Annotated in this window: 21 protein-coding genes; 9 read left to right on the forward strand and 12 right to left on the reverse strand. The window is 69.6% G+C overall.

Features of this window, described 5'->3' with window-relative positions:
• Position 1: 1 nt before the first annotated feature.
• The gene (locus OG257_RS24205; RefSeq protein ID WP_329210656.1) at positions 2-1,372 is read right to left on the reverse strand and encodes a DUF1996 domain-containing protein; all 1,371 of its coding nucleotides are present in this window, start codon (positions 1,370-1,372) and stop codon (positions 2-4) included.
• 176 nt (positions 1,373-1,548) lie between these two features.
• Entirely contained in the window at positions 1,549-3,273 is a 1,725-nt protein-coding gene (locus OG257_RS24210; protein WP_329210658.1) for a discoidin domain-containing protein, read from the reverse strand.
• A gap of 355 nt (positions 3,274-3,628) precedes the next feature.
• Between OG257_RS24210 and OG257_RS24215 the strand changes: the two genes are divergently transcribed.
• From OG257_RS24215 to OG257_RS24225, 3 genes are all read left to right on the forward strand, one after another.
• Entirely contained in the window at positions 3,629-4,621 is a 993-nt protein-coding gene (locus tag OG257_RS24215) for a LacI family DNA-binding transcriptional regulator (protein WP_329210660.1), read from the forward strand.
• 263 nt (positions 4,622-4,884) lie between these two features.
• Positions 4,885-5,007, forward strand: a complete 123-nt coding sequence (locus OG257_RS24220) for a hypothetical protein (protein WP_329210662.1) — start codon at positions 4,885-4,887, stop codon at positions 5,005-5,007.
• A gap of 197 nt (positions 5,008-5,204) precedes the next feature.
• Complete coding sequence (locus OG257_RS24225) at positions 5,205-5,516, forward strand: Dabb family protein (protein WP_329210664.1); 312 nt, start codon at positions 5,205-5,207, stop codon at positions 5,514-5,516.
• Positions 5,517-5,584: 68 nt separating this feature from the next.
• On the opposite strand, the gene OG257_RS24230 is transcribed toward OG257_RS24225, so the two are convergent.
• A complete protein-coding gene (locus OG257_RS24230; protein ID WP_329210665.1) occupies positions 5,585-5,923 on the reverse strand; it encodes a hypothetical protein in 339 nt (112 codons plus the stop codon).
• A gap of 405 nt (positions 5,924-6,328) precedes the next feature.
• On the opposite strand from OG257_RS24230, the gene OG257_RS24235 reads away from it, so the two are divergent.
• Positions 6,329-7,063: a hypothetical protein gene (locus tag OG257_RS24235; RefSeq protein ID WP_329210666.1), complete on the forward strand. Its 735-nt coding sequence runs from the start codon at positions 6,329-6,331 to the stop codon at positions 7,061-7,063.
• A gap of 22 nt (positions 7,064-7,085) precedes the next feature.
• Here the strand turns inward: OG257_RS24235 and OG257_RS24240 are convergent, their stop codons facing one another.
• Positions 7,086-7,670 carry a DinB family protein gene (locus OG257_RS24240; protein WP_329210667.1) on the reverse strand — a complete coding sequence of 195 codons (585 nt, stop codon included), beginning with the start codon at positions 7,668-7,670 and terminating at the stop codon, positions 7,086-7,088.
• Positions 7,671-7,973: 303 nt separating this feature from the next.
• Between OG257_RS24240 and OG257_RS24245 the strand changes: the two genes are divergently transcribed.
• Both OG257_RS24245 and OG257_RS24250 read left to right on the forward strand, forming a co-directional pair.
• Entirely contained in the window at positions 7,974-8,573 is a 600-nt protein-coding gene (locus tag OG257_RS24245; RefSeq protein ID WP_329210669.1) for a DinB family protein, read from the forward strand.
• Positions 8,574-8,613: 40 nt separating this feature from the next.
• Positions 8,614-9,804 (forward strand): serine/threonine-protein kinase, encoded by a 1,191-nt coding sequence (locus OG257_RS24250; RefSeq protein WP_329215321.1) that lies wholly within the window; start codon positions 8,614-8,616, stop codon positions 9,802-9,804.
• Positions 9,805-9,818: 14 nt separating this feature from the next.
• Here OG257_RS24250 and OG257_RS24255 read toward each other — a convergent pair whose 3' ends face one another.
• The 5 genes from OG257_RS24255 to OG257_RS24275 form a co-directional block, all read right to left on the reverse strand.
• The gene (locus OG257_RS24255) at positions 9,819-10,820 is read right to left on the reverse strand and encodes a MarR family transcriptional regulator (protein ID WP_329210671.1); all 1,002 of its coding nucleotides are present in this window, start codon (positions 10,818-10,820) and stop codon (positions 9,819-9,821) included.
• Between the two features lie 389 nt (positions 10,821-11,209).
• A complete protein-coding gene (locus OG257_RS24260; RefSeq protein WP_329210673.1) occupies positions 11,210-12,235 on the reverse strand; it encodes a C40 family peptidase in 1,026 nt (341 codons plus the stop codon).
• Positions 12,236-12,747: 512 nt separating this feature from the next.
• Entirely contained in the window at positions 12,748-13,902 is a 1,155-nt protein-coding gene (locus OG257_RS24265; protein ID WP_329210674.1) for a sensor histidine kinase, read from the reverse strand.
• Positions 13,895-14,590: a response regulator transcription factor gene (locus OG257_RS24270; protein ID WP_329210676.1), complete on the reverse strand. Its 696-nt coding sequence runs from the start codon at positions 14,588-14,590 to the stop codon at positions 13,895-13,897. Before OG257_RS24270 ends, OG257_RS24265 begins: the two co-directional genes overlap by 8 nt.
• A 68-nt stretch (positions 14,591-14,658) precedes the next feature.
• A complete protein-coding gene (locus tag OG257_RS24275) occupies positions 14,659-15,363 on the reverse strand; it encodes a VanZ family protein (RefSeq protein ID WP_329210678.1) in 705 nt (234 codons plus the stop codon).
• Positions 15,364-15,549: 186 nt separating this feature from the next.
• Here OG257_RS24275 and OG257_RS24280 point away from each other — a divergent pair, with 186 nt between their 5' ends.
• The gene (locus OG257_RS24280; protein WP_329210680.1) at positions 15,550-16,101 is read left to right on the forward strand and encodes a hypothetical protein; all 552 of its coding nucleotides are present in this window, start codon (positions 15,550-15,552) and stop codon (positions 16,099-16,101) included.
• A gap of 374 nt (positions 16,102-16,475) precedes the next feature.
• Here OG257_RS24280 and OG257_RS24285 read toward each other — a convergent pair whose 3' ends face one another.
• The 3 genes from OG257_RS24285 to OG257_RS24295 all read right to left on the reverse strand — a co-directional run bounded on the left by OG257_RS24285 (position 16,476) and on the right by OG257_RS24295 (position 18,197).
• On the reverse strand, positions 16,476-16,868 hold the full coding sequence (locus tag OG257_RS24285) for a DUF6415 family natural product biosynthesis protein (RefSeq protein ID WP_329210682.1): 393 nt from the start codon (positions 16,866-16,868) through the stop codon (positions 16,476-16,478).
• A gap of 326 nt (positions 16,869-17,194) precedes the next feature.
• Complete coding sequence (locus OG257_RS24290) at positions 17,195-17,710, reverse strand: hypothetical protein (protein ID WP_329210684.1); 516 nt, start codon at positions 17,708-17,710, stop codon at positions 17,195-17,197.
• Between the two features lie 274 nt (positions 17,711-17,984).
• A complete protein-coding gene (locus tag OG257_RS24295) occupies positions 17,985-18,197 on the reverse strand; it encodes a DUF4287 domain-containing protein (protein ID WP_329210686.1) in 213 nt (70 codons plus the stop codon).
• Positions 18,198-18,447: 250 nt separating this feature from the next.
• Between OG257_RS24295 and OG257_RS24300 the strand changes: the two genes are divergently transcribed.
• Positions 18,448-20,730: a SpoIIE family protein phosphatase gene (locus OG257_RS24300; RefSeq protein WP_329210688.1), complete on the forward strand. Its 2,283-nt coding sequence runs from the start codon at positions 18,448-18,450 to the stop codon at positions 20,728-20,730.
• Between the two features lie 218 nt (positions 20,731-20,948).
• Positions 20,949-21,446, forward strand: coding sequence for a hypothetical protein (locus OG257_RS24305; RefSeq protein WP_329210689.1), 498 nt, complete (start codon positions 20,949-20,951; stop codon positions 21,444-21,446).
• Position 21,447 lies beyond the last annotated feature (1 nt).

Here is a 21,447-nt window from a genome sequence, read left to right on the forward strand (position 1 = left end):
GTCAGAACGTACCGGCCGAGTTGCACTTGGCCTTTTGGTTGATGCAGTCCTTCACGCGGTGCCCGAGAGCGGCGTTGTCCCAGGCGTTGAAGAAGTCGCCATGGATGGACGATGCCATGCCCGATGCCAGTCGGAAGCCCGCGGTGCTGCCGCTGGTCGGGTAGCTGACGACGAAGGAGAGGTTGGGGATGGCGACGGGGTAGGCGCCGCTGCACTTGCCGTCGTAGGTGGTCGCCACGTGCGACTTGTGGTCGGGACTGTCGAGGTTCTTGCCGTCCCAGCAGTCGGGGAAGACGAGTTGGTGGGTGAGATGGGCCTTCGGGGCACAGCGCGGCCAGTTGCCGTCGGCGCTGCGGCCGATCTCACCGCCCTCGCCGGCGCACCAGTATTGGCCGGGAGAGCCCGCCGGGGTGGGCGTCTGGGTCTTGGCGCTGCCCGCGATCATGCGGAACCCCTGCGGGAAGGGCACAGTCGCCGAGGGGTCGACGAGCCGGGAACCGTAGTACACGATCATGCCCTCGGCTTCGACGGCGTTGTCGCCTTCGTACAAGGTCGGGATCCAGTACGCCGAGAGGTCGTTGGCAGGGGTGCAACTGGTGGGTGTGTTGGTCAGCAGCGACTGGGTCGTGGTGAACGCGTCGGTGCTCTTGTTGCCGAAGAAGCTGTGCATGTGGGACGCACCGGGCAGGCCCGGCAGGACGATGGGGTCGTCCGGCTTGGAGTGACTGTAGGTGCAGGTGGCGTTGAACTCCGGAACCCGGACGATACCGGCGGGCACCGCGGCGGGCGTCATCGCACGGAACTGCGCCAACTGGGCGTCCCACTTGGCCTGGTCGATGGGGACCCATCCGGCCGCCGGGCTGTCGCCCGCGCCGACGAAGGAGAACCAGTTGATGTTGACGAAGTCACCGGCCGCCGTGCTGCGCAGCGCGGCGAACACCGTCTGCGCACCGGTGGGATGGGCGGTGACGTCAGTGGCCTGGGTCGCCCAGGTCTGCCAACCACCGGTCGGGGAGACCGGTATGACGGCGAGCAGTGGTCCGGTCAGGCTGCCGGTCCGGAATTCGACCGTGCCCGAGCCGACGGCGGAGGCGATGCGGGCCGACACCGTCAGCCGGCCGGCCGCGCCGAGGTCGACGTTGTCGAAGCGCATCCAGTCGCCGTCGGCGAGGAAGGCGGCGTTCTGCCCGCCTCCGGTGTCCGCGGTCCCTTCCAACACGACACCCGACTGGGCTGCGTGGGACTCGGCCTGGACGGTGACCGTCGCGGCCTGCGCCTGCTGGGCCGAGACGGTCAGGCTCAGGGCAGCGGCCAGCACGACCACCAGAGCGTTCACCAACAGTGTGTACAGAGGGACGGGGTATCTGCGCATTTCACTTCCTTACGGGTATCAGGGGTGAAGGGCCGGCTTCTTGCCGGAGCACAGCGAGGGGAGAGCAGGAGTCGGACAGTGGTGTGGGACCGGCGGAGTGATCCGGGCTCCCGGGCCGCCCCGAAGGGCGGGCGGAGCGGCCCCTGGGCCCGGCGAACGCCGGTCGGCTGGAAGGGCTACTGATAGACCCGCACGTAGTCGACGAGCATCTTGGCGGGGAAGGGGGTGCCGGCGTCCGTCGGGCCTGGCCAGTCGCCTCCGACCGCCAGGTTGAGGATCACGTAGTGGGGGTGGTCGAAGATCCACGGTCCGCGTGTCTGTTCCACCTGATCCTTGTCCAGGGAGAAGACAATCCGGCCGTCCAGGCTGTAGGTGATGCCTCTGCTGTTCCAGTCGGCAGCCCAGGTGTGGAAGTCGTCGGAGAAGTCGGCGTTCCCGGGCAGTGTGTACGGCGCGCCGATTCCGCCTCCGCCGTTGTAGGCGGGCGCGTGGACGGTCGAGTAGGAGGTCTTCACGTCCTTGCCGAGGACCTCCATGATGTCGACCTCGCCGTTGTACGGCCACGGCCGGCCCGTCAGGAAGTCGCCGCCCATCATCCAGAACGCGGGCCACAGACCGTTGCCCTTGGGCACCTTGATGCGGGCTTCGACGCGCCCGTAGGTGAACTGGAACGTCGCGCCGGTGTTCATCCGCGCCGAGGTGTACTGACAGGTGGTGCTGCCGCTCAGCGGGTCGGGCGGGCACGACGATCCGGCGGTGGCCTCCTTGCGTGCTTCCATCACCAGGTGTCCCGCCCCGTCCAGTGCGGCGTTGCGGTGGTCGGTGTAGTACTCCAGCTCGTTGTTCGGTCCGGTGCCCGGATCGGCCCTCCACTTCGAGGAGTCGGGCCTGCCGCCTGCGGCGCCGTCGAAGTCGTCGCTCCACACCAGCCGTGGCGGGTTCGCGGGGTCACTGGGCAGGGGCGGAGGCTGTATCGGAGCGCCGCCGGTGCCGTACACCTGGAATTCCCACAGCGAGTAGCCGTAAGGGGTGGCGCGCTGTGTCCCGTACATGCGCACGTAGCGGCCGGTGCCGGAGACGGCCAGCGTCTGCTTGAAGCCCGTGCCGGACGTCGTCGAATAGATGGGGGTCCAGTCGGCTCCGTTCGACGAGACCTGGATCTGGAAGGACTTGGCATAGGCCGGATCCCACTGCAGGACGACCTTGTCGATCTGCGCCGTCGCACCGAGGTCGACGGAGATCCAGCCTGGATCGGTCCATCCCGTGGTCGAGCTCGTGGACCAGCGGGAGGCCGGATCCCGGTCGAACGCCCTGGCGGGTGTGCACTCCCAGCAGTTCTGGTCGTGCTGGGAAGAAGAAGCCGCGCCCGGCCTGCCGTAGGAGAGCAGTTGGCCGGCGTCACCGCCGGGGCCGCCGGCACCAGCAGTGCCGTACACCTGGAACTCCCACAGCGAGTAGCCGTAGGCGGTGGCGCGCTGTGTCCCGTACATGCGCACATAGCGGCCGGTGCCGGAGACCGTCAGGTTCTGGGTGCCGCCCGTGCCCGTGGTCGTCTGGTGGACGGTGGTCCAACTCGCCGCGTCGCTCGACACCTCGATCCTGAACGCCGTGCCGTACGCGGCTTCCCAGTTGAGGACGACCCGGCTGATCCCGGCACTTGCCCCGAGGTCGATCTGAATCCACTGCGGGTCGGCGAAGGCGCTGGACCAGCGCGTCCCGGGGTCGCCGTCCACGGCGCTCCGAGCGTCGAAGACTCCCTCGGTACTCGAGGCGGTGGCGGGCTTCGCCTGAGAGAGCAGGACCTCCGCCGCCTGAGCGGAAGGGGCGGGGAGAGTGAGGAAAGCGAGCAGTGAGGCCGCGAGGGCCAGAAGTAAGCCGAAGCGACGCAGCAGCGCTGGCATGGGCGACTCCTCAAGTGGGGGATCTACGTGGGGGATTCAAGTGGGGGATGCCCCAGGGAGCGCTCCCTGAGAGGGAGAATGGAGGGGCTGGTGAAGACTGTCAAGGCCTCTTTCACCTCGAAAAAACAGTGACGTAACACCAGTGACACGCTGAGGGAGCGGTCTCTCAGGCCCTACGTGCCGGGCCGGCCGCCACGGGGGTGTCGCGGAGGGAGACGCACTCCCGGGCATGCTCATGACGTCCCGGCCTGCGGATACGCTGCTCACATCGCCATGACGCAGAGCCGGAGGTCGCCCCGATGAGAAATCCCGCCCCGCGCACGAATCCGGGCGGCGGCACAGGGGACGGACAGGTATGAAACGCCCCACTCTCGAAGTGGTCGCCGCCCGAGCGGGCGTGTCCAAATCGAGCGTCTCCCGTGTCATCAACGGCGAGACGACGGTCGCCCCGGAGATCCGAGACGTCGTCATGCGCGCTGTGGACGAGTTGGGCTACGTGCCCAACGGTGCCGCACGCAATCTCGTCACCCGCCGCACGGACACCATCGCCGTGGTGGTCTCCGACCCGCCTCAGGGAGTCGTCTCCGACGACCCCCTCTTCTCCGCCGTGGTCCGCGCCGTCAGCAGAGAGCTCGAGACGTCGGGCAAACGGCTCGTGCTCATGCTCGCGGAATCGGACCGGAGCCGGACCAGAGTGGTGCAGTACATCGCCGGCGGGCATGTGGACGGCGTGCTCCTGGTCGCCCTGCACGGTACGGATCCGTTGCCGGCCGCACTGGCCCGGCAGGGCCTGCCTGTCGTGTCCTTCAACCGCACCTCCGCACAGGAGGTCCCGTACGTGGCGCTGGACAACGCCGGCGGAGCGACGCTGGCCGTGCGTCATCTCCTGGAGCGCGGTCGGCGCCGGATCGCCACCATCACCGGGCCGCTCGAACTGTACGAGGCGCGTGAGCGCCTCGATGGCTACCGCCGGACGCTGCGTGACACCGGCCGTCGCTCCATCGTGGCACTGGGCGACTTCACCAGAGCCTCCGGCGCCGAAGCCATGCGGCAGCTCCTGGAGGACGATCCGGACCTCGACGCGGTGTTCGCAGCCAACGACCTGATGGCGATCGGAGCCCTGCGCACCCTCCGTCAAGCGGGCCGACGCGTCCCCGAAGACGTGGCGGTCATCGGCTTCGACGACATAGAAGCCGCGTCCTACACCAGTCCCGCGCTCACCTCGGTGCGCAGCCCGATGGCCGACCAGGCGACCGCCGCCGTCCACCTGCTCCTCGGCCTGATCGACGGCGGCCCCACAGGGCCGGTGATCATGCCGAACGAACTCGTGGTGCGCGAATCGACCTGATCTCCCGGCAGCACGGCTCACCCCGCGCCGTTCCGCGTTGCCGTGGGAGGTTGGTCCGTGGCCCAAATTCGCAGCGTTCCGGGGCAGTTGGCCGGACGCATCCCGCCGGTACATGAACCCGGCGGACCTGAGGGTGCCTGGGCGCCATACTGGCCGCCGGAGCACAGAGGGAGACACACAGCGCATGGGCTACGGGGCGGACGGTACGGGCCTGCCTGGCGCCCGAACAGGCGGAGGGGCTGGAAGTCGGTGGCGCCGCCGATGTGTTCGCTCTGGGTGCCGTGCTCGTCGCGGCGGCGGGCGGCAGCGCGTTCGGGGCGGGTACGCCGATGGGCCTGATGTGCCGGTCCGTGCACGCGCCGCCGGATCTGACCGCGGTGCCGTAGGGCCTGCGGCCGGTCCTGGCGTCGTGTCTGGCCAAGGACCCGGCACAACGGCCCACACCAGGGCGGTTGCTGGACCTGTTCGCCCCGGCGGGTCATGGGCGGTTCCCCGGCGGTGGCGGTACCCGCGCCGCCGTCCTATGCCCCGTTCAGTGCCGTCCCGCTGCACCAGGCCCCGACCGAACTCGCCCCCGTGGGCGGTGCGTCGGAGGACTCTGGACTTCTCCGCCGTCGGACCGGGCCTGGGCGACCCGGCCGAGGGCTTCACCCACGGGTGCCTGACGGGGATCGCGGACCTGGCGGCCCTGGAGCGCTACATGTACGACCCGGTGCATCTGGCCGGGGACTTCGACATCATTCCGCGCCTGGCCCGGCTGCACGCGGTCCGCTTCACCGACGACGGTGACCCGCGGATCGGCTCGGAGATCTTCGCAATGCACCGCCGGAAGCTCGCCGCCTACCCGGAGTGGGAGAAGCTGCTCGACTCGATCCCGGACTCGAGTCTGACCTGAGGTCTGTCCCGAGTGCCTGGCGGGGCCCCAGGTGTGCCGGGCCCCGCATCGGCCGAACCGGTGTGTTGCTACCCGCTCCTTCGGCGGGCCACCTCATCGCCCTTGGCGGTATTGGAGAGCCAGACCGAGCTGCCGAGCTGTGGTGCCCAGTCGAGTCGGTCCAGGCCCGCAGTCACTCGGCGAACCTGCTCGTCCACGTCTCCCGTCCATGCTGCGAAGCCCGCTTCCATCAATTCGCCGACCTCGACGAGACCGCTCGACAGCGCGTACCGCAGTAGCTCTACGAGGCGCTCCTGCCGTGTGCGACCTGCCGGATATTCGCCTGCGGCCCAGAGCAACTGATCGATGGGGACCCAATCGTCGAGACCTTCGACAAGAACGTCTTCGAGGGCTTTCATCTCGTCCATCGGGAAGGTGCACCTTCGTCATCGAGCCTGTGCACATCCGGAACCTCAGGTCCGCGTGCCGGCATTCTCTGTGCTCCGTGGGTCCAGGCGTCGAACGTGCCCCCCGATTGACTGCCGCAAGGCTACCGAAGCCGTCCGATCAGGACTTCCGGGCGTCGGATCGTGCATCGACGCGCCGAGCGGGCGCCTGGGACAGCTGGGGATGCCCGTGTCCGAGTGACCTGCGACGGCTGCGGTCTCGGTCCCGGGAGGGCGGGGAACGGTTCGCGGCGCCGGAGTCGGATGCGGATTCTGCAGTAAGCGCGGAGAGAAATCCGCGAAGCTCAGCGGAAGCGCCCCGTGTGCGCGATGCTGTTGCACCATGCGCTGACTGGGCCAACTCCCTAGCGAGGTCCAATGCCGAGCTTGCCAGACTTCACTGCTTCACTGGGCAGCTTTTTTGCCTTGATCGGCATACACCCGGCCATTATTGCTCTCGTGACATTGGCTTACGCGGTCGAATCCTACGTAACGAATGCCCAGAACGCGATGAAGCTGGCAAGGGCGACTCGGCGAGCCGGAAGCGCAGGAATTACCCGGCTCCTCGGCAAGCCGCTCCCTCGGCTCATCATCACGTTGATGATCACTGCCATGGTGCTCGTCGTCCAGTACGTGATGCTCCGCCTCGCCTACGTCGTGGGCAGCATCATTTCCTCGGCTTTCGACCCTGCGCGGCGGGAACTCTTCGTCAATTTGCCCGCAGACTCACTTCTCGAAATGGAATCACTGGCGCCCTACCTGCATGCGGACATGATATCCGTCGGGTTCACCACATGTGCCGCCTTCCTCATGCTCAACGCCTATCGCGGCGGTGATTCGAGCAGAAGCCTGACCTACCTGCTGGGCGCACCGTGCAACCTGATCGTGTTCGGGTTTCTCTCCATGGTGGCCATCACGCTCGTTATCGACTTCTTGCTGCTGGGGATTCCATTTGTTCTGTCGGGGGGAAATTTCGTCAACACCAGCTTGAGCGCGGATTGGGTTACCGATCCGAACGGCTACGTGATGGCCATAGCGTCTGGCATTTACACGGTCACCGCCGTGGTTGCCGTCGAGGGGGCGCGGCTCGTCGGGAGGCTGTTCCGCGAGTCTCCGGCTTAGCGTCACGTCGTGGGACAGCCTTCTAAGCCTTGGTCGGTGCGGTCGTTCTGGCGGCCCGCTCGATCTTCGCGAAGTAGGCGGCACGGGCTTCCTCGTCGATCGGCTGCTCGTTTTCGGCGCGCACCCCGGTCCGGCCGTCGACGCCCTCGCGCAGGATGTCGGCGTGCCCGGCATGCCGGATGGTCTCGCCGAGGACATGGACCATGACGGCGAACAGGCTCGTGTTCACATAAGGCTCCGGCCACCAGGGCACGTGGCCGGGGGCATCGAGGGCAAGCTCGTTGATCGTCGCGTCCGAGTGTTCCCACGTGCGCCGGTAGAACCCGACGATCTGATCGCGCGTCTCGTTCTCGGCCGCCCAGTGATCGCTGCCGTCGGAGTCCTGCCACCGGCACAGCGGTTCCGGAGAAGGGCGGTCGAAGACCTCACCGAAGTACCTGGCCTCGACCGTGGCCACGTGTTTGACCAGGCCGAGGAGGTTGGTCCCGGTCGCTGTCAGAGGCCGGCGCGCGTCGTATTCGGACAGGCCGTCGAGCTTCCAGAGCAGCGCCTCACGGTCCCGCCGCAGTCTCTCGTGCAGGTTGTCCTTCGCGAACTCATCGATCATGCGGCACGAGCCTGCCATGGGCTGCTCACGGCCTCAAGATCCCGGCGCGGTCCGCAACGATCGGCGGAGCTGTGGCCAGCCAATGGTCACCGCCCCGACCTGCGGCAAGGAGCTCAGGAAGCTGTCCACGTGAGACGACGTCTTGGACCGTGTGCGGGTACGGCGACCACGCATGGCTCCTCGAACTGCCCCTGACGGCATGAAGGTTCACCACGCCGTGGTCTTGGGGCGCCGTATGATTGCCCGTCTTCACGCACCGTTGATCAACGGTGGCCGCACCTGTCGGCGACCCTGGAGCAATCAATGACCTCGCCCGGCCCCGTAACCCGCGACCTGCTCGAAACATTCGACGACGTACGGTCCAGAACCCTGGCCCGCCTGGACGGCCTCACCGACGCCGAGTACCTCTGGGAGCCCGTGGCGTCATGCCTGACGCTCCGGACGGCTGCGGACGGGGTGTCCCGGGCCGACCCGCGTCCCGCGCCTGATGTCCAGCCGGCTCCGTTCGCGACGATCGGCTGGCGTATCTGGCACATCGGAGCGGACTGTCTGCGTGCCTACGGCCGCTATTTCGAGGACGAGTTCGAAGCCGGCGACCGACATCTCTGGCCGGGCTCGGCGACCGAAGGCATCCGGATGCTGGCCGACGACTGGTCCCGATTCCGCGCCCGCGTCGAATCCCTCGGCGATGAAGGTCTCCTTCGACCCATGGGCCCCCGCGCCGGTGCCTACGACCATGAGAGCTACCTGCTGCTGGCACTTCACGCCCTGGACGAAGCAGCTCACCATGCGGCCGAACTGGGCGTCCTTCGCGACCTCTATCTCCACGCCGGCGTCGCGGAGCAGACAGCGAAAAGTGAGGGGCTCTCTGGTGGGCAGCCTCCGGGTCTGTGGCGTGCCTGAGCCATACTGACCGCCTGAACACAGGGGAGGCATGCAGCGCATGGGCTACGGGGCGGACGGTACGGGCCTGCCGGAGTACATCGGCGGGTATGCCGTGGAGCGGCAGCTGGGGGCCGGCGGGATGGGCACCGTGTACCTGGCGCGTTCGCGCGGCGGGCGTGCGGTGGCCGTGAAGGTGGCCCGCTCGGAACTCGCGGCCGACCCGCACTTCCGGGACCGGTTCCGCGCCGAGGTCGCGGCCGCGCGCAGCGTGGGCGGCTTCCACACGGCCCAGGTGGTGGACGCCGACCCGACGGCTGCGGCGCCCTGGCTTGCCACGGCGTACGTTCCCGGGCCCACGCTCGCCGCGCTGCTCGAGGCCGAGGGGCCGATGGGTGAGGCGCGGCTGCGGCAGCTGGGCGCCGCGCTCGCCGAGGCGCTGGTGGCGATCCACGGCTGCGGCCTGGTGCACCGTGATCTGAAGCCCGGGAACATCATCATGGCCGCGGACGGCCCGCGGGTCCTGGACTTCGGTATCGCGCGGGCGCTGGAGTCGACCCGCCTGACGGCCACCGGGATGGCTTTCGGGACGCCGGGGTTCCTGGCGCCCGAACAGGCGGAGGGGCTGGAAGTCGGTGGCGCCGCCGATGTGTTCGCTCTGGGTGCCGTGCTCGTCGCGGCGGCGGGCGGCAGCGCGTTCGGGGCGGGTACGCCGATGGGCCTGATGTACCGGTCCGTGCACGCGCCGCCGGATCTGACCGCGGTGCCGGAGGGCCTGCGGCCGGTCCTGGCGTCGTGTCTGGCCAAGGACCCGGCACAACGGCCCACACCAGGGCGGTTGCTGGACCTGTTCGCCCCGGTGGTCTTGGGCGGCTCCCCGACGGTGCCGGTACCCGCGCCGCCGTCCTATGCCCCGTTCAGTGCCGTCCCGCTGCACCAGGCCCCGACCGAACTCGCCCCCGTGGGCGGTGCGTCGGAGGACTCCGACCTGGACTTCGTCGCGGTTTCCCCGGAGAGTTCACTTCTGATCGACGCCACAGGCGTCGCGTTCGACTCGGCGGCCGGGGAACTGCAGTTCACCTGGACCGAGATCAGCACGGTCGAGTACGCGGCGGAGGGCTCCAAGCACCTCAGGGTCACGGTCCGCCTCCACGGCGGCGCCACCCATGTGTGCCTGATCGCCGCTCGTAGGCGGGCGCGCCTGCAGGAGTGGCTGGAGGACCTGCCGCTGATCCTGGAGTGCTTCCTCTGACACCCGTTTCCGGGTTACGAGGGCATGCGGTGCTTCCCGCGCAGTACGTCGACGTAGCTGCGGACATCGCGCTCGGTGGGCAGGCCGGCCGGGGTCTCCTGCTCCGCCAAGGCCTCCTGCTCCGCCGGGGCGGGTGTGCGGCAAGGGCGGCAGAGACCGTCGGGCAGCGACTCGGCGGGTCCCGGGCGGCCGCATTCGGTGCACTCGACCAGCAGGCGGCGTGCCGGGGTGTCCGGTGCGGGTGCGGCGTCGGGCAGCCGGGCCGGGATCTTGTCGAGGAGCCGGCGGCGGACGAATCCGACGGGGGAGCCGACCTGCTCCGGGAGCCCGGAGACGAGCGCCTGGGTGAGGTAGTCGGCGCTCACGCCGCGTACGAACCAGGCTGCGGCCAGGTCTTCCAGGGCGCCGCAGTCGGAGGCGGAGAGCGCGAGCCGGGGTTCGGTGCGGCCCAGTCGGGCCAGGGCGAGGTGCGCGGGGGAGGGGGCGTCGGCCGGTGCCGGTTCCGGACTCCGCTGAGGGGGTACGGGGACGGCGACCGTAGGCTCGCCCGCTTCGACCGGTTCCGCGGTGACCGGGGGAGCCGTGGCGGCCGTCGTCCCGGCTGCCCGGCCGCTCTCGGCGTCGAGGTGGGCGGCCCACCATTCGTTGTCGCGGGCGGTGCGCGACCAGAAGGTGAGGGTGACCCAGCGGCTCTGCCCGAGGGACTCGACCCGGCACCGTACATGGCGCAGATGCCCGGCCACCCCCAGGGCGCGCAGGGCGGTGCCGATGGCCATCTGCCCGTACAGGGGAAGGTCCTTGGCCAGCGACTTGATGTCCATGGCCGCACCGTCGGGCAGGAGGTCGACGTATCCGGCGATGTACCGCTCGCGCTCCGGCAGCAGGGCGAAATCGGCGGCCCCGGGCGGGCGTTGGCCGGGCGCGGAGCGCTTGCCGTAGCCGCGGTGGGCTTTCCGGTACGGGCGTGAGGGGCGTGCGGGTGCGCGCAGGGCGGAGTTAGGCTGCTCGGTAGCCACGAGATCGCTCTTTTCGATCTTGGGGTGAGACCCCGGCCTGGTGCGACCAACACCGCGTCGGGGTCGTTCAGTTGTGGGAACCGTAAGCAGGCGCGACACTCCGCCGCAAGTCGGTCACGATTAGTCATACTTGCTGGCCGTGACGGGTCGGGGAGGGTGGGGAGGTTCTTCCCCACCCTTCTTTTACCCACCGGGTGAAAGGCACCGCTCGAATCCCGGCCCCCGGATCCCGGCCCCCGGATCCCGAAGCTTGAGCGCCGGGCCGGGACCTCTCTCCGTACCCTCGAAAGAGCGAACCGACCCGGCCCGGAGCTCGGATCCCGGGTCTCGGGATCCGAGCCTCGGACCGGGTCGGTACGGCGATCGGATGCGGGGATCGGATGCGGGGATCAGATCCGGACCGCGGCCTGGTAGCTGCCGATGGTGCTCATCGATTCGTAGCGGACGTAGGCGCCCGGGTACGGGGCGTGCAGCACGGTGTTGTTGCCCGCGTAGAGGCCCACGTGCGAGGTGTTGCTGAAGAAGACCAGGTCGCCCGGCTTCAGTTGGCTGCGCGCGATGTGGGTGCCCCTGTTGATCTGGGTGAACGTGGTGCGGGTGATCTCGACACCGGCCTGGGCGTAGGCCCACTGGGTCAGACCCGAGCAGTCGAACGAGTTGGGGCCCGTGGCCGTGCGGACGTACGGCATGCCCACGCGCGTGTCGGCGGCCCGGAGGGCGGCGGCGCCGAGGGCGGACGCGGGGACCTCGTTGCCGAGATCGACACGGTCGCCGGCGGCGCGGCTGGCGCGCTGCTCCCCCTCGGCCATCTTGGCGCGATCGGCGGCGGTCAGGGTGTTCAGCAGGCGCTGGGCCTCGCCGAGCTTGCTCTGGAACTTCTGCTTGTTCCTGCCGAGCGACTCGCGCACGTCGGCGAGGGTGCCGAGCTTCTCCTGCGCCTCCTTGCGCTGCTGCGCGAGGGTCCGCTGCTTGGCCTTGATCTTCTGGAGCGACTCGGCCTGCTTGGCCGTCAACTGGTCCAGCGCCGAGGCCTGGTCGAGGAAGCTGTCCGGGTCCGAGGCGAGGAAGAGCTGCACCGAGGGATCGATCCCACCGGACCGGTACTGCGCGGTGGCGATCGAACCGAGTTCGCGCCGAAGGGTGTTGAGGTCGGCCTGCTCGCGGGCGACCTTGTCCTGGATCGCGTCGACCTGCTTCTTGAGCTTGTCCTGCTGTTCCTTGGCCCCGTTGTACTTCTCGGTGGCGGCCTCGGCCTCGTGGTAGAGCTTGTCGACCTTCGCCTTGACCTCGCTCTTGGTCGGCTTGGGGTCGGCGTGAGCTGCCTGGGAAGTCAGTGCGACGGCAGCGGCGGCGGTCGCGGTGAGCACGGTCACGCGGGTGCGGCTCGGCTGCTTGGGACGACGGTGGGACGCCACGAAGGCGACTCCTTCCTCCTCGAGCCGTACCGGGCTGTGGGGGCGGTGAATCCCCGGCTCCGTGCACGTCACGGACTCGACGGTGTCTTCGCTGTCACCCCGGATGGGTGATCAATCGTGCGAAGATCCGAAGCTCGACCCTAGTGAACATCTTGTGCCCAGTTCAATCAGAAGCGGAGGAATATCGACACACGAGGAACATCCTTTACCCACATCACACGGTGCGTAACGCGGAATTGACGGTCCGTTCTGAAGCGCGTGAGGTACCCGTTGCCGCGCTGATCGCTGGTCGACAGCGGCTCAGGACGCGCAGTGTCAGTTCTGGTTCACGGGCCGGACCGCTGCCGGATCGCAGTGGTCCGGGCAGGCCGGCCCCAGGACGGCGTACCGCCCACCTTGAACCCCTGGGCCCCGCACCCGTACGGGTCGGCCGATCGCATGGGCGGGCAGTGGTTCCCGCGTCCGCTCGAAGTGCTCCCGCTCATCGAAGTGCTCTCGGCCATCGGGTCACGCTAAGGGCTGATCCGATGGCTGTCCTGAGGCAAGGGGCCTTGCGTACCGGGCAGTCGGACCGTGACGTGGAGACCGCCCGCGGGGCGGGGGACGAGTTCGAGGGTCCCGTCGTGCGCGCGGACGATGCTCTGCACGATGGCCAGCCCGAGGCCGACGCCGGCGTGCTCGTCGGTGCGTACGCGTTCCGTGCCGCGCTGGAAGGGTTCGGTGAGGGTCGGTACCAGCTCCGGCGGGATCCGACGGCCCGTGTTCTCGACCCGCAGCACGCTCATGTCGCCGCGCGTCTCGGTGTGGACCGTCACGGTGCCGCCGGAGGGGACGTTGTCGGACGGGACGTTGTGGACGACGGCGTTCTGGACGAGGTTCGTCACCATCCGCAGAAGCAGCTCCGCGGAACCGCTGGTCGGGGCCGCCCCGCCGGTGACGTCGAGTGTGATCCGGCGCCGTTCGGCGAGGGGGAGCAGTGTCTCGGCGGCTTCCTCGGCGACGAGGGAGAGGTCGACGCTCTCGCGGGTGAAGTTCCCGCGGTCGCCGCGGCCGAGCAGCAGGAGGGCCTCGGTGAGGTCGATCGCCCGCGTATTGACAGCGTGCAGGCGTTCGACGAGTTCGTCCCGGTCCCGCGTGGGGTCCTTGCGGGCGACATCGAGGAGCGTCCGCGAGATCGCCAGCGGGGTGCGCAGTTCGTGGGAGGCGTTCGCGGCGAACCTCTGGTGCTCGGCGACGTGGGACTCGAGTTGCTCGAGCATCGAGTCGAACACGTCGGAGAGTTCCCGGAACTCGTCCTGCCGGCCCTTCAAACGGATCCGGTGGGACAGCGACCCCTTCCCGGCCACCCGTGCCGCATCAGTGATCTGGGTGAGCGGCGCGAGCATCCGGCCGGCGAGGATCCAGCCCCCCAACAGGCCGAGTACCAGCAGGAACACCAGCACCGCGGCTGCCCTCGGAGCGAACACGCGCAGCAGGTTGGAACGGACGGGAAAAACCCCACCGGTGGGGGTACCGGTGGAACCGGGGACGATGAGCGCCTGCTCGGGTACGTAACGCAGGAGGAACACCCACACCGCGGCGAGCAGCAGGGCGCCGGCAATCATGAGGAACGCGGCGTAGCTGAGCGTGAGCTTGAGGCGCACACTCGGACCGGGCGCCCTATCCACGGTCTCCTCCCGCGTGCACGGCCCCCGGCTGGATGTCGATGCGGTAGCCGACGCCGGGCACCGTGGCGATGACCCATGGTTCGCCGAGCCGTTTGCGCAGTGCGGAGACGGTGATGCGCACGGCGTTGGTGAGGGGGTCGGCGTTCTCGTCCCAGGCCCGTTCCAGCAGCTCCTCGGCGCTGACGACCCCGCCCTCGGCGGCGACGAGGACTTCCAGAACGGCGAACTGCTTGCGGGTGAGCGCGACGTAGCGTCCGTCGCGGAAGACCTCCCGGCGGAAGGGATCGAGCCGCAGGCCCGCGATCTCGCGGACCGGGGGCCGGGCGTACGCACGCCTGCGGTCGAGTGCGCGCAGCCGCATCACCAGTTCCCGCAGCTCGAACGGCTTGGTGAGGTAGTCGTCGGCGCCGAGCGCGAACCCGGAGGCCTTGTCGTCGATCCGGTCGGCAGCGGTGAGCATGAGGATCGGGATGCCGCTGCCGGACGCGACGATGCGCCGCGCGACCTCGTCGCCGGAGGGGCCGGGGATGTCGCGGTCGAGGACCGCGAGGTCGTAGGAGTTGACCCTGAGCAGTTCCAGGGCGGTATCGCCGTCGCCGGCGATGTCGGCGGCGATCGCCTCCAGCCGCAGGCCGTCACGGACGGCTTCGGCCAGGTAGGGCTCGTCCTCCACGATCAGTACGCGCATGTCCGAAGCCTAAGCAGCAGACCGTGTCGCCGACGTATGCGAAGTCGCGCGCCCACCGGCCGCACGACTCAGCCCGCCGGAACCGGCTCGGGGCGCGGCCGGTCCGACGGCGCCTGCGCCCTGGTACGCCACCAGCGGCGCGATGCCAGCCCGGCCAGTACGGCGCCGGCGGCGTTGACCAGGACGTCGTCCACGGAGGACACCCGGTCCAGGTCCAGGACGTACTGCGCGGTCTCGACCAGGACCGAGCAGCCCGCCCCGAGGGCCAGGATCCGCGGCAGGGACGCCAGTGCCGCGAACCGCATCGGGGCGAAGAACCCCAGCGACGCGAAGACCAGCAGGTTGCCGACGATCCCGAGCGGCCCCATCGTGACCAGGTCCCGCAGCGGAACCAGGCTCACCCGGGCAGGGACGATGCCGGCCCCGCCGCCCGGCATCATGGTCAGCCAGAGGAACGGCACCGTCCCGTGGACCATGCCCACCTCGGCCACCGACATCCGCCACGCCGACGTGACACCGCCGGCACGCCGAAGACGCGCCAGAACCCACACCACCAGCACGGCCAACGGCAGCGTGACCAGGGTCATGAGCACCACACCGTTGAACGTGTCCCAGCAGCCGTGCCACCGCCCGGCCACGCACCTCGGGGCGGCCATCAGCAGCGGCCCCCGAATGACGAACAACGCGCTCGCCGTGCCGAGGATCGCCAGGCAGAGGAACACGACCCTGCGCGTGCGGCGGGGCGGTGCTGACAGGGGTGCGTTGTGGACCATGCAGCCATTGAAGAGGGAGGCCTGTTGCCACGGCGTATGCGATTTTCGATATGCCCGCGATACACGGAGCCCCTGGCACCCAGGAAATGGCGGCAGCCGGGCCCGCAGATCACCCCACCCGTGCTCACCCGCCCCCCCCCCACCACAAGCACACCGGCGACGGGGCAACCCATAAGATCCCCGCTCATGGACATCACGGGTGGGGATCTTTCGCAGCAGGACACGGAGCGCGTCACGGTCGCGGAGTTCGTCTACCGGCCCACGGCTGCGGACTTCGAGGAGGCGCTCCGTGCGCGAGCCCGCCGGACACCGGCGGGCCGGGCCCAAGCACTGCTGGCCCCGCTGGTGGCGGCTGCGACCGTGGTCGTCTACGCCACGCTCCGCGATGCCTCGCTGCCCGTGTGGATCATCTCGATGGTGCTCTCCGTGGGAATCGCGTACTGGGGCACCGTACGAGGGCTCCGCACCATGGCACGCCGGATGTTCAGCATCGTGGAGCCGTACGGGGAGTGCCGCATGGTGGCCGACGACCGCGGTGCGGTGAGCACAGGCGAGCGGGTGTCCTTCACCGCCGAATGGACGGTGTTCAGGCAGTACCTCGAGACCCCCGACCTCTTCGTTCTGCTGGGCGGCGACCGCGCGGCAGGAATCGCGGTGACGCCCAAGCGGGGGGCGCAGGACCCCACGGACGTCGACCGGCTCAGGGCGATCCTGGACCGGAACCTGAAGCGGCTCTAGATTCCGCGCACAGTCGGATCGCCGTCACGGTGACGCACCTTGTGGGCGAGGAGGCCGCCCCTAGCGGGTGATCCTTCCGGTGGACGGAGAACGGCTGGGGGCAACGTGCGCAGGAGGGCGCCTGCACCAGATACAGGCGCGGCCTGCGGACTGGTCCCACGTCAACGTCCCGGGAGCGGGCAATGCCCAGGCTGGGGGATCACCACGGCCGGGCCTCGAGCCGATCGCGTCCGTAGACCGGGTACCGGGTAGGCAGACCGGTGTCGTCCGTTTCCGGAGCATGAATCCGACGGCCAGCGGCGCCGATTCGCGCGAAGTGTCGCAACGCTGCGCCGGGCTCCCGGACGGGTAGGGGGGCCTTCTTGCGATTCTGGTTAGTCATTGGGCTCCTCCGCAGGATGACTCTCTCGGTAGAGAGCGACGAAGCGTTTGGTCAGGCGGGCGAGGTCACGTACGTATTCGAAGGCCGTGAACTGAGGCGTCTCGGCATCGGGGCGGGCGTTCAACTCCAACAGGCGGTGGGCGGTCCGGAGCATCTGCTGTCCCTCTAGTGCCCCGGCAAACCCGGGGTCCTCGGTGAGGAACAGGTTCAGCGCACCGCGCAACCGGCCAGCCAAACGGTCGATGTCCTCCCGAGCAGGCATGCACAGCGTGATGGCCAGTGCCTCGTCCACGGAGTCACTGATCCCCGTCAGGTCGATTGGTGAGGCCTCAGACACGACGACGGGGTCACGGCCGAGCCCATGGCTCTCTGTCACGGAGGTCATCACGTGCTCCTCTCTTGGCCGCTTTTGATTGCGGTGTGTGAAGAGCTAACTGCGGGACGTGTATGTCCGGGAGTTGGCAATGGCCAAGGAACCCCAGAGCGACCGCAATACGGGACTCGAGAGCCTGCTTGAGCAGGCTCAATGGTCACGTACGCAGCTCGCTAACGCTGTGAATCGTGTGGGTGCTCAAGAGGTGCTGACATGGCGAGCTCGGAAGTCGCTAGCTGGTCGGCGCCGCTGGCAGGGCTGCCGTCGCCCGCGCAGCCGAGCGCCCCCGTGCGGGCGCGGAGGCGCTCCGTACGGGGGTCGGGTCTCGGTGGGGGATGTCAGGCGCGTACGGCGGTGATCACTACGCCGTTTCCGGCCTGGATCCTGAGTGTGGTGCCGTCCCAGGTGACGGGCAGCGGGGACGGTGTGGTGTCCACCGGGGAGCCGGCGTCGACCGGGGCGGATCCCGCGGAGTGGCCCCACTGCAGCGTGAGCGAGGCGTCGTCGCCGACCGTGCCGGGCATGCCGGTGGCTGCCCAGATGTTCTCCGTACTCACGTTGTCGATGCGGACCACGAGCTCGTTGCCGGTCAGCTCGAAGGAGCCCATCAGGTCGTCCGCGTCGAGGCTCCAGTTCCGGCCCGTGATCTCGATCCGTTTGTACTCGTCGTTGACCTGGCCCTGCGGGGTGAAGGCGAGGTTCCATGCGCCGGCCACGAAGGCCTGGACCGCGGCCCCGGTGACCGTCGGCCTGGCGGGCTTGCCGGCCGCTCCCGGCGCCTCGTCGCCGTCCTTGTTCCCGCCGCAGGCTGCCAGGGCGACGGAGAGCAGGCCGAGGCCGCCGTACCTGAGCATGTCCCGCCTTCGGACGGACTTCCCCAGCTGCCCGAGTCCGTTCAGCACCGGTGCCTGCCTTCCCCTTGTGCGGCCGACCGGGCCTGCCATCCGACCACCTGTCCGCTCTGTCGTTGTTCGGGAGCCAGAGTGTGGCGCAGGTGTCGCCCGGATGTCAGTGAATTGCGTGTATGTGGAGGTACTCGTCCTTCGGGGTGAGGAAAGTGGTAGTGGGGCGCTTGGCGTCCCATCTGCCCGGACCGGCGGGCAGTCCTCCCGGCAGGCCGGGCGTCCCCTACTCGGCCTTGTCCTCGGTGAGCGTGTGCGCGACCAGGGCGTTGGCGTGGCCGTGGCCCAGGCCGTGCTCCGTCTTGAGCCAGGAGACGAGCTCCATGTGCCTGGTCAGGGGTGAGGTGCGGATGAGGTCCTTCCACTCCGCGATCGGGCGGCCGTGCTTCTTCTCGATCGAGGGGAAGTAGCTCGCGGGGCCCTTTGCCGGTTCAGTCATGTCGCCACGTCCTAGTCGTTTCCGTATGTCGTCAGGTGAGGTCGCGTTCTGCTGCGCTTATGACTGCGGCGGCGCCCGAAAGTGATCGGTGGTCCGGGTCTGCCTTTCCGATTCCGTCGACCGGCCCGTACCGCGTCCGGCCGAGGCTCAGGTCGCGGGCGTCGGGCAGGGGGCAGATCCTGGGGGCGTCGGTGTCGGTGTACGGAGACCCGCTCCCGGGTCCCGTGAAAGGGGCGAAGGAGCTGGGTCGATGGCTGACACGCCCCTGATGGTCGTGGACAGCGCCGGAGTGGTCACCGGGTGGAGCAGCCGCGCCGAGCGGCGTTTCGGCCTTACGGCCGCCACCGCGGTGGGCCAGCACGTCATGGCGGTTCTCGGTGGTGGGGTGCTGCGGGAGGCGGGCGGCGACAGGGGGCCCGCCCTGCGGCTGCAGCCACTGCCGGGGCCGGAAGGGGTCTGGGGGGTCTGGCCCGACGCGAGTGGTGGGCCCGGCAAGGACGAAGTGGGACCGGCCGTGCTGGAAGCACTCTTCACGCAGTCGCGGGTACGCGTCCTCGCGCTCGACCCGCAACTCCGCGTCATGCGGGTCAGCGGATCGTCCGAGGACGCGGAGGTCGTCGCGCGGCTTCGCGGGCGGCCGTTCGCCGAGGTGTGCGGCTTCGTGGACGCGGAGGGTGTGGAGGCCTTCGTGCGTGAGGCGCTGCACGCCGACGGCCACGGCGCGGAGTGTTCGTTCCGGGCCCGGCCGGCCGACGGGTCGGCGGGCCTGCGCATCCTGTCCGTATCGGCGTTCCGGCTGCAGGACCGTCAGGGGGAGGTCCTGGGGGTCGGGGTGGCCGTCGTCGATGCCACCGATCGGGAGCGGTCGAAGGCCCGGGAGGCGGCGCTGTCCTCGGTACGCCACGGCGTGGGGCGGACGCTGGATGTCGAGGCCACCTGCCACGAACTCGTCGACGCACTCGTACCCGGCTACGCGGACATCGCCGTCGTCGAGGTCGTCGACGGGGTGCTGCGCGGCGAAGACCCCCTTCCGTTCCCACTGGCCCCCGGGATTCCGCTGCGCCGTGCCGCCGCCGGCGGCAACAGGACCGATCCGGCCCACCCGGTGGGAGACGTGCGTGCCGTCGCGTCGGGTACGCCCTACGCGCGGGTGCTGTCCGACCTCCAGCCGCGCCTGGTACCCCTGAAGGACGCCCCGTGGGCCTCCGCCGACCCCGCGCGTGCCCGCTCGATCCGTTCGAGCGGTGCCCACACCCTCCTGGTGGCACCGCTCACCCTGCGCGGAGCGATCCTGGGCATGGTGAGCCTCTACCGGTGCAACGACTCCGAACCGTTCCGCGAGGAAGACCTCCCGGTCGTCTCGGCACTGGCCTCCCGGAGCGCCCTCAACATCGACAACGCCCGCCGCTACGCGCACGAGCACACCATCGCCAGCACCCTCCAGCGCCGGCTCCTGCCCCGGAACCCGGCGGCACGGACCGGTGTCGAGACGGCCCACCTGCTGATGCCCGGCGGAGGAAGCGGCTGCTGGTTCGACACGATCGCCCTGTCCGGTGCCCGCACCGGACTGGTCATCGGCGAGGTGGCCGAGGGCGGCATCCACGCGGCCACCACCATGGGCCAGCTGCGCACCGTCGTCAACGCGCTTGCCGCACTCGACCTGGAACCTGACGAGCTGCTCGCGCGCCTGTACGACACCTCGCGCCGGCTGGCGCGGGAGCGCGCGGAGCTGCCGCACAGCGACCCGCTGCACAGGAGCCCGCTCGCGGCGACCTGTGTGTACGCCACGTACGACCCGTTCAGCCGTACGTGCACGGTCGCGTCGGCCGGGCATCCGGCCCCGCTCGTGATCGGCCCGGACGGCTCCGCGGCGGTGGCCGGGCTTCCCGAAGGCCCGTCGCTCGGCTCCCCCGAGCAGGCCCCGTTCGCGACCACCTCGTTCACGCTGAGCGAGGGCAGCATGCTGGCGTTCTACAGCCGGGCGATGCAGAGCCATGCCGAGTCCTCGTCCGGCGCCCTGCGCCGCGCGCTCACCCACCCCGAACGCCCCCTGCAGGAGCTGTGCGACGCGGCCGCCTACACGCTCCCCGACACGCTCGACCTCCAGGGAGCCACACTGCTCCTGGCGCGGACCCAAGGCATGCCCGCGGACCGTTTCGCCGCGTGGGAACTCCCGCACGACAAGTCGGCCCCCGCGGCGGCCCGCCGTCTGACGACCCGGAAGCTCGCCGACTGGAACCTCGACGAGGACGCGCGCTACGCGGCCGAGCTCATCGTCAGTGAACTCGTGACCAACGCGGTGCGCTACGGGAGTCCGCCGCTGGAACTGCGTCTCATCCTCGACCGGGGACTGACGTGCGAGATCCGCGACACGAGCCCCGTGGCTCCGCACCTGCGCCATGCCCGGACGGTCGACGAGGGAGGGCGTGGCCTCTTCATCATCTCCCAGCTCGCCAGCCACTGGGGCGCCCGGTACGCGCCCGACGGCAAGACCGTCTGGGCCGAGCAGACACTGCCGCCCGAGCCCGCCTGAGCCTGTCCGGGCCCGCCCGAGCCTGTCCGGGCCCGCCCGCTGCGGCGCCCGGCGCGGTTGCCCCGGGTGGGGGACCCGCCGCCGCACGGCTCGTGAGTGGAGTGGGTACAAAGGGGTGCCCCGTGTCAACTCGCGTGAAATACTTGTGTGTTCAGTGAATCGCTTCAGGATCGCTTCATCGCGGGGCGGCGGCAACGGTGCCGATGGGGGCAGAACGCATGACAGACGGGGCGCAAGCAGGCGGGCAGGAGCCCGGACGGAGCGGGGAAACGGTCGAGTTACGGATCAGCGTCAGCGGTACCCACACCCGCAGGGACGACCTCGAAGCGCTCCACACCTGGCTGAAGAGTGCGCCCGCGCTCGAAGAGGCGCGGGAGCGGCACGAGCTCGGCGTCGGGCGGAAGGACTCGCTCACCCAGACCGAGGGCATGAGCGGGGAGTTGATCCAGGACATCATCCTCGTCGTCTCCGTCGAGGTGGCCCGCTCCGTCTCGGAGAACGCGTGGCGGTCCGTGGAGACCTGGCTGCGCAACCGGCGCAGGTTCGCCGACCCCGAGGAGACACCGCGCGTCACCCTCGACGGGCCGGACACGGGGCCCGGTTCCGGCCTCGGCCGTGACACCGCCCGTGACAGCGATCGTGACGGCCCGCCGGAAGCGGGGCCCGAGTCCGGCCCGCGGAACGGAGCGCGCGGCGACGAGCCCGGAGAGGTCTAGC

The organism is Streptomyces sp. NBC_00683 (genome assembly GCF_036226745.1).
Taxonomy (GTDB): Bacteria; Actinomycetota; Actinomycetes; order Streptomycetales; family Streptomycetaceae; genus Streptomyces.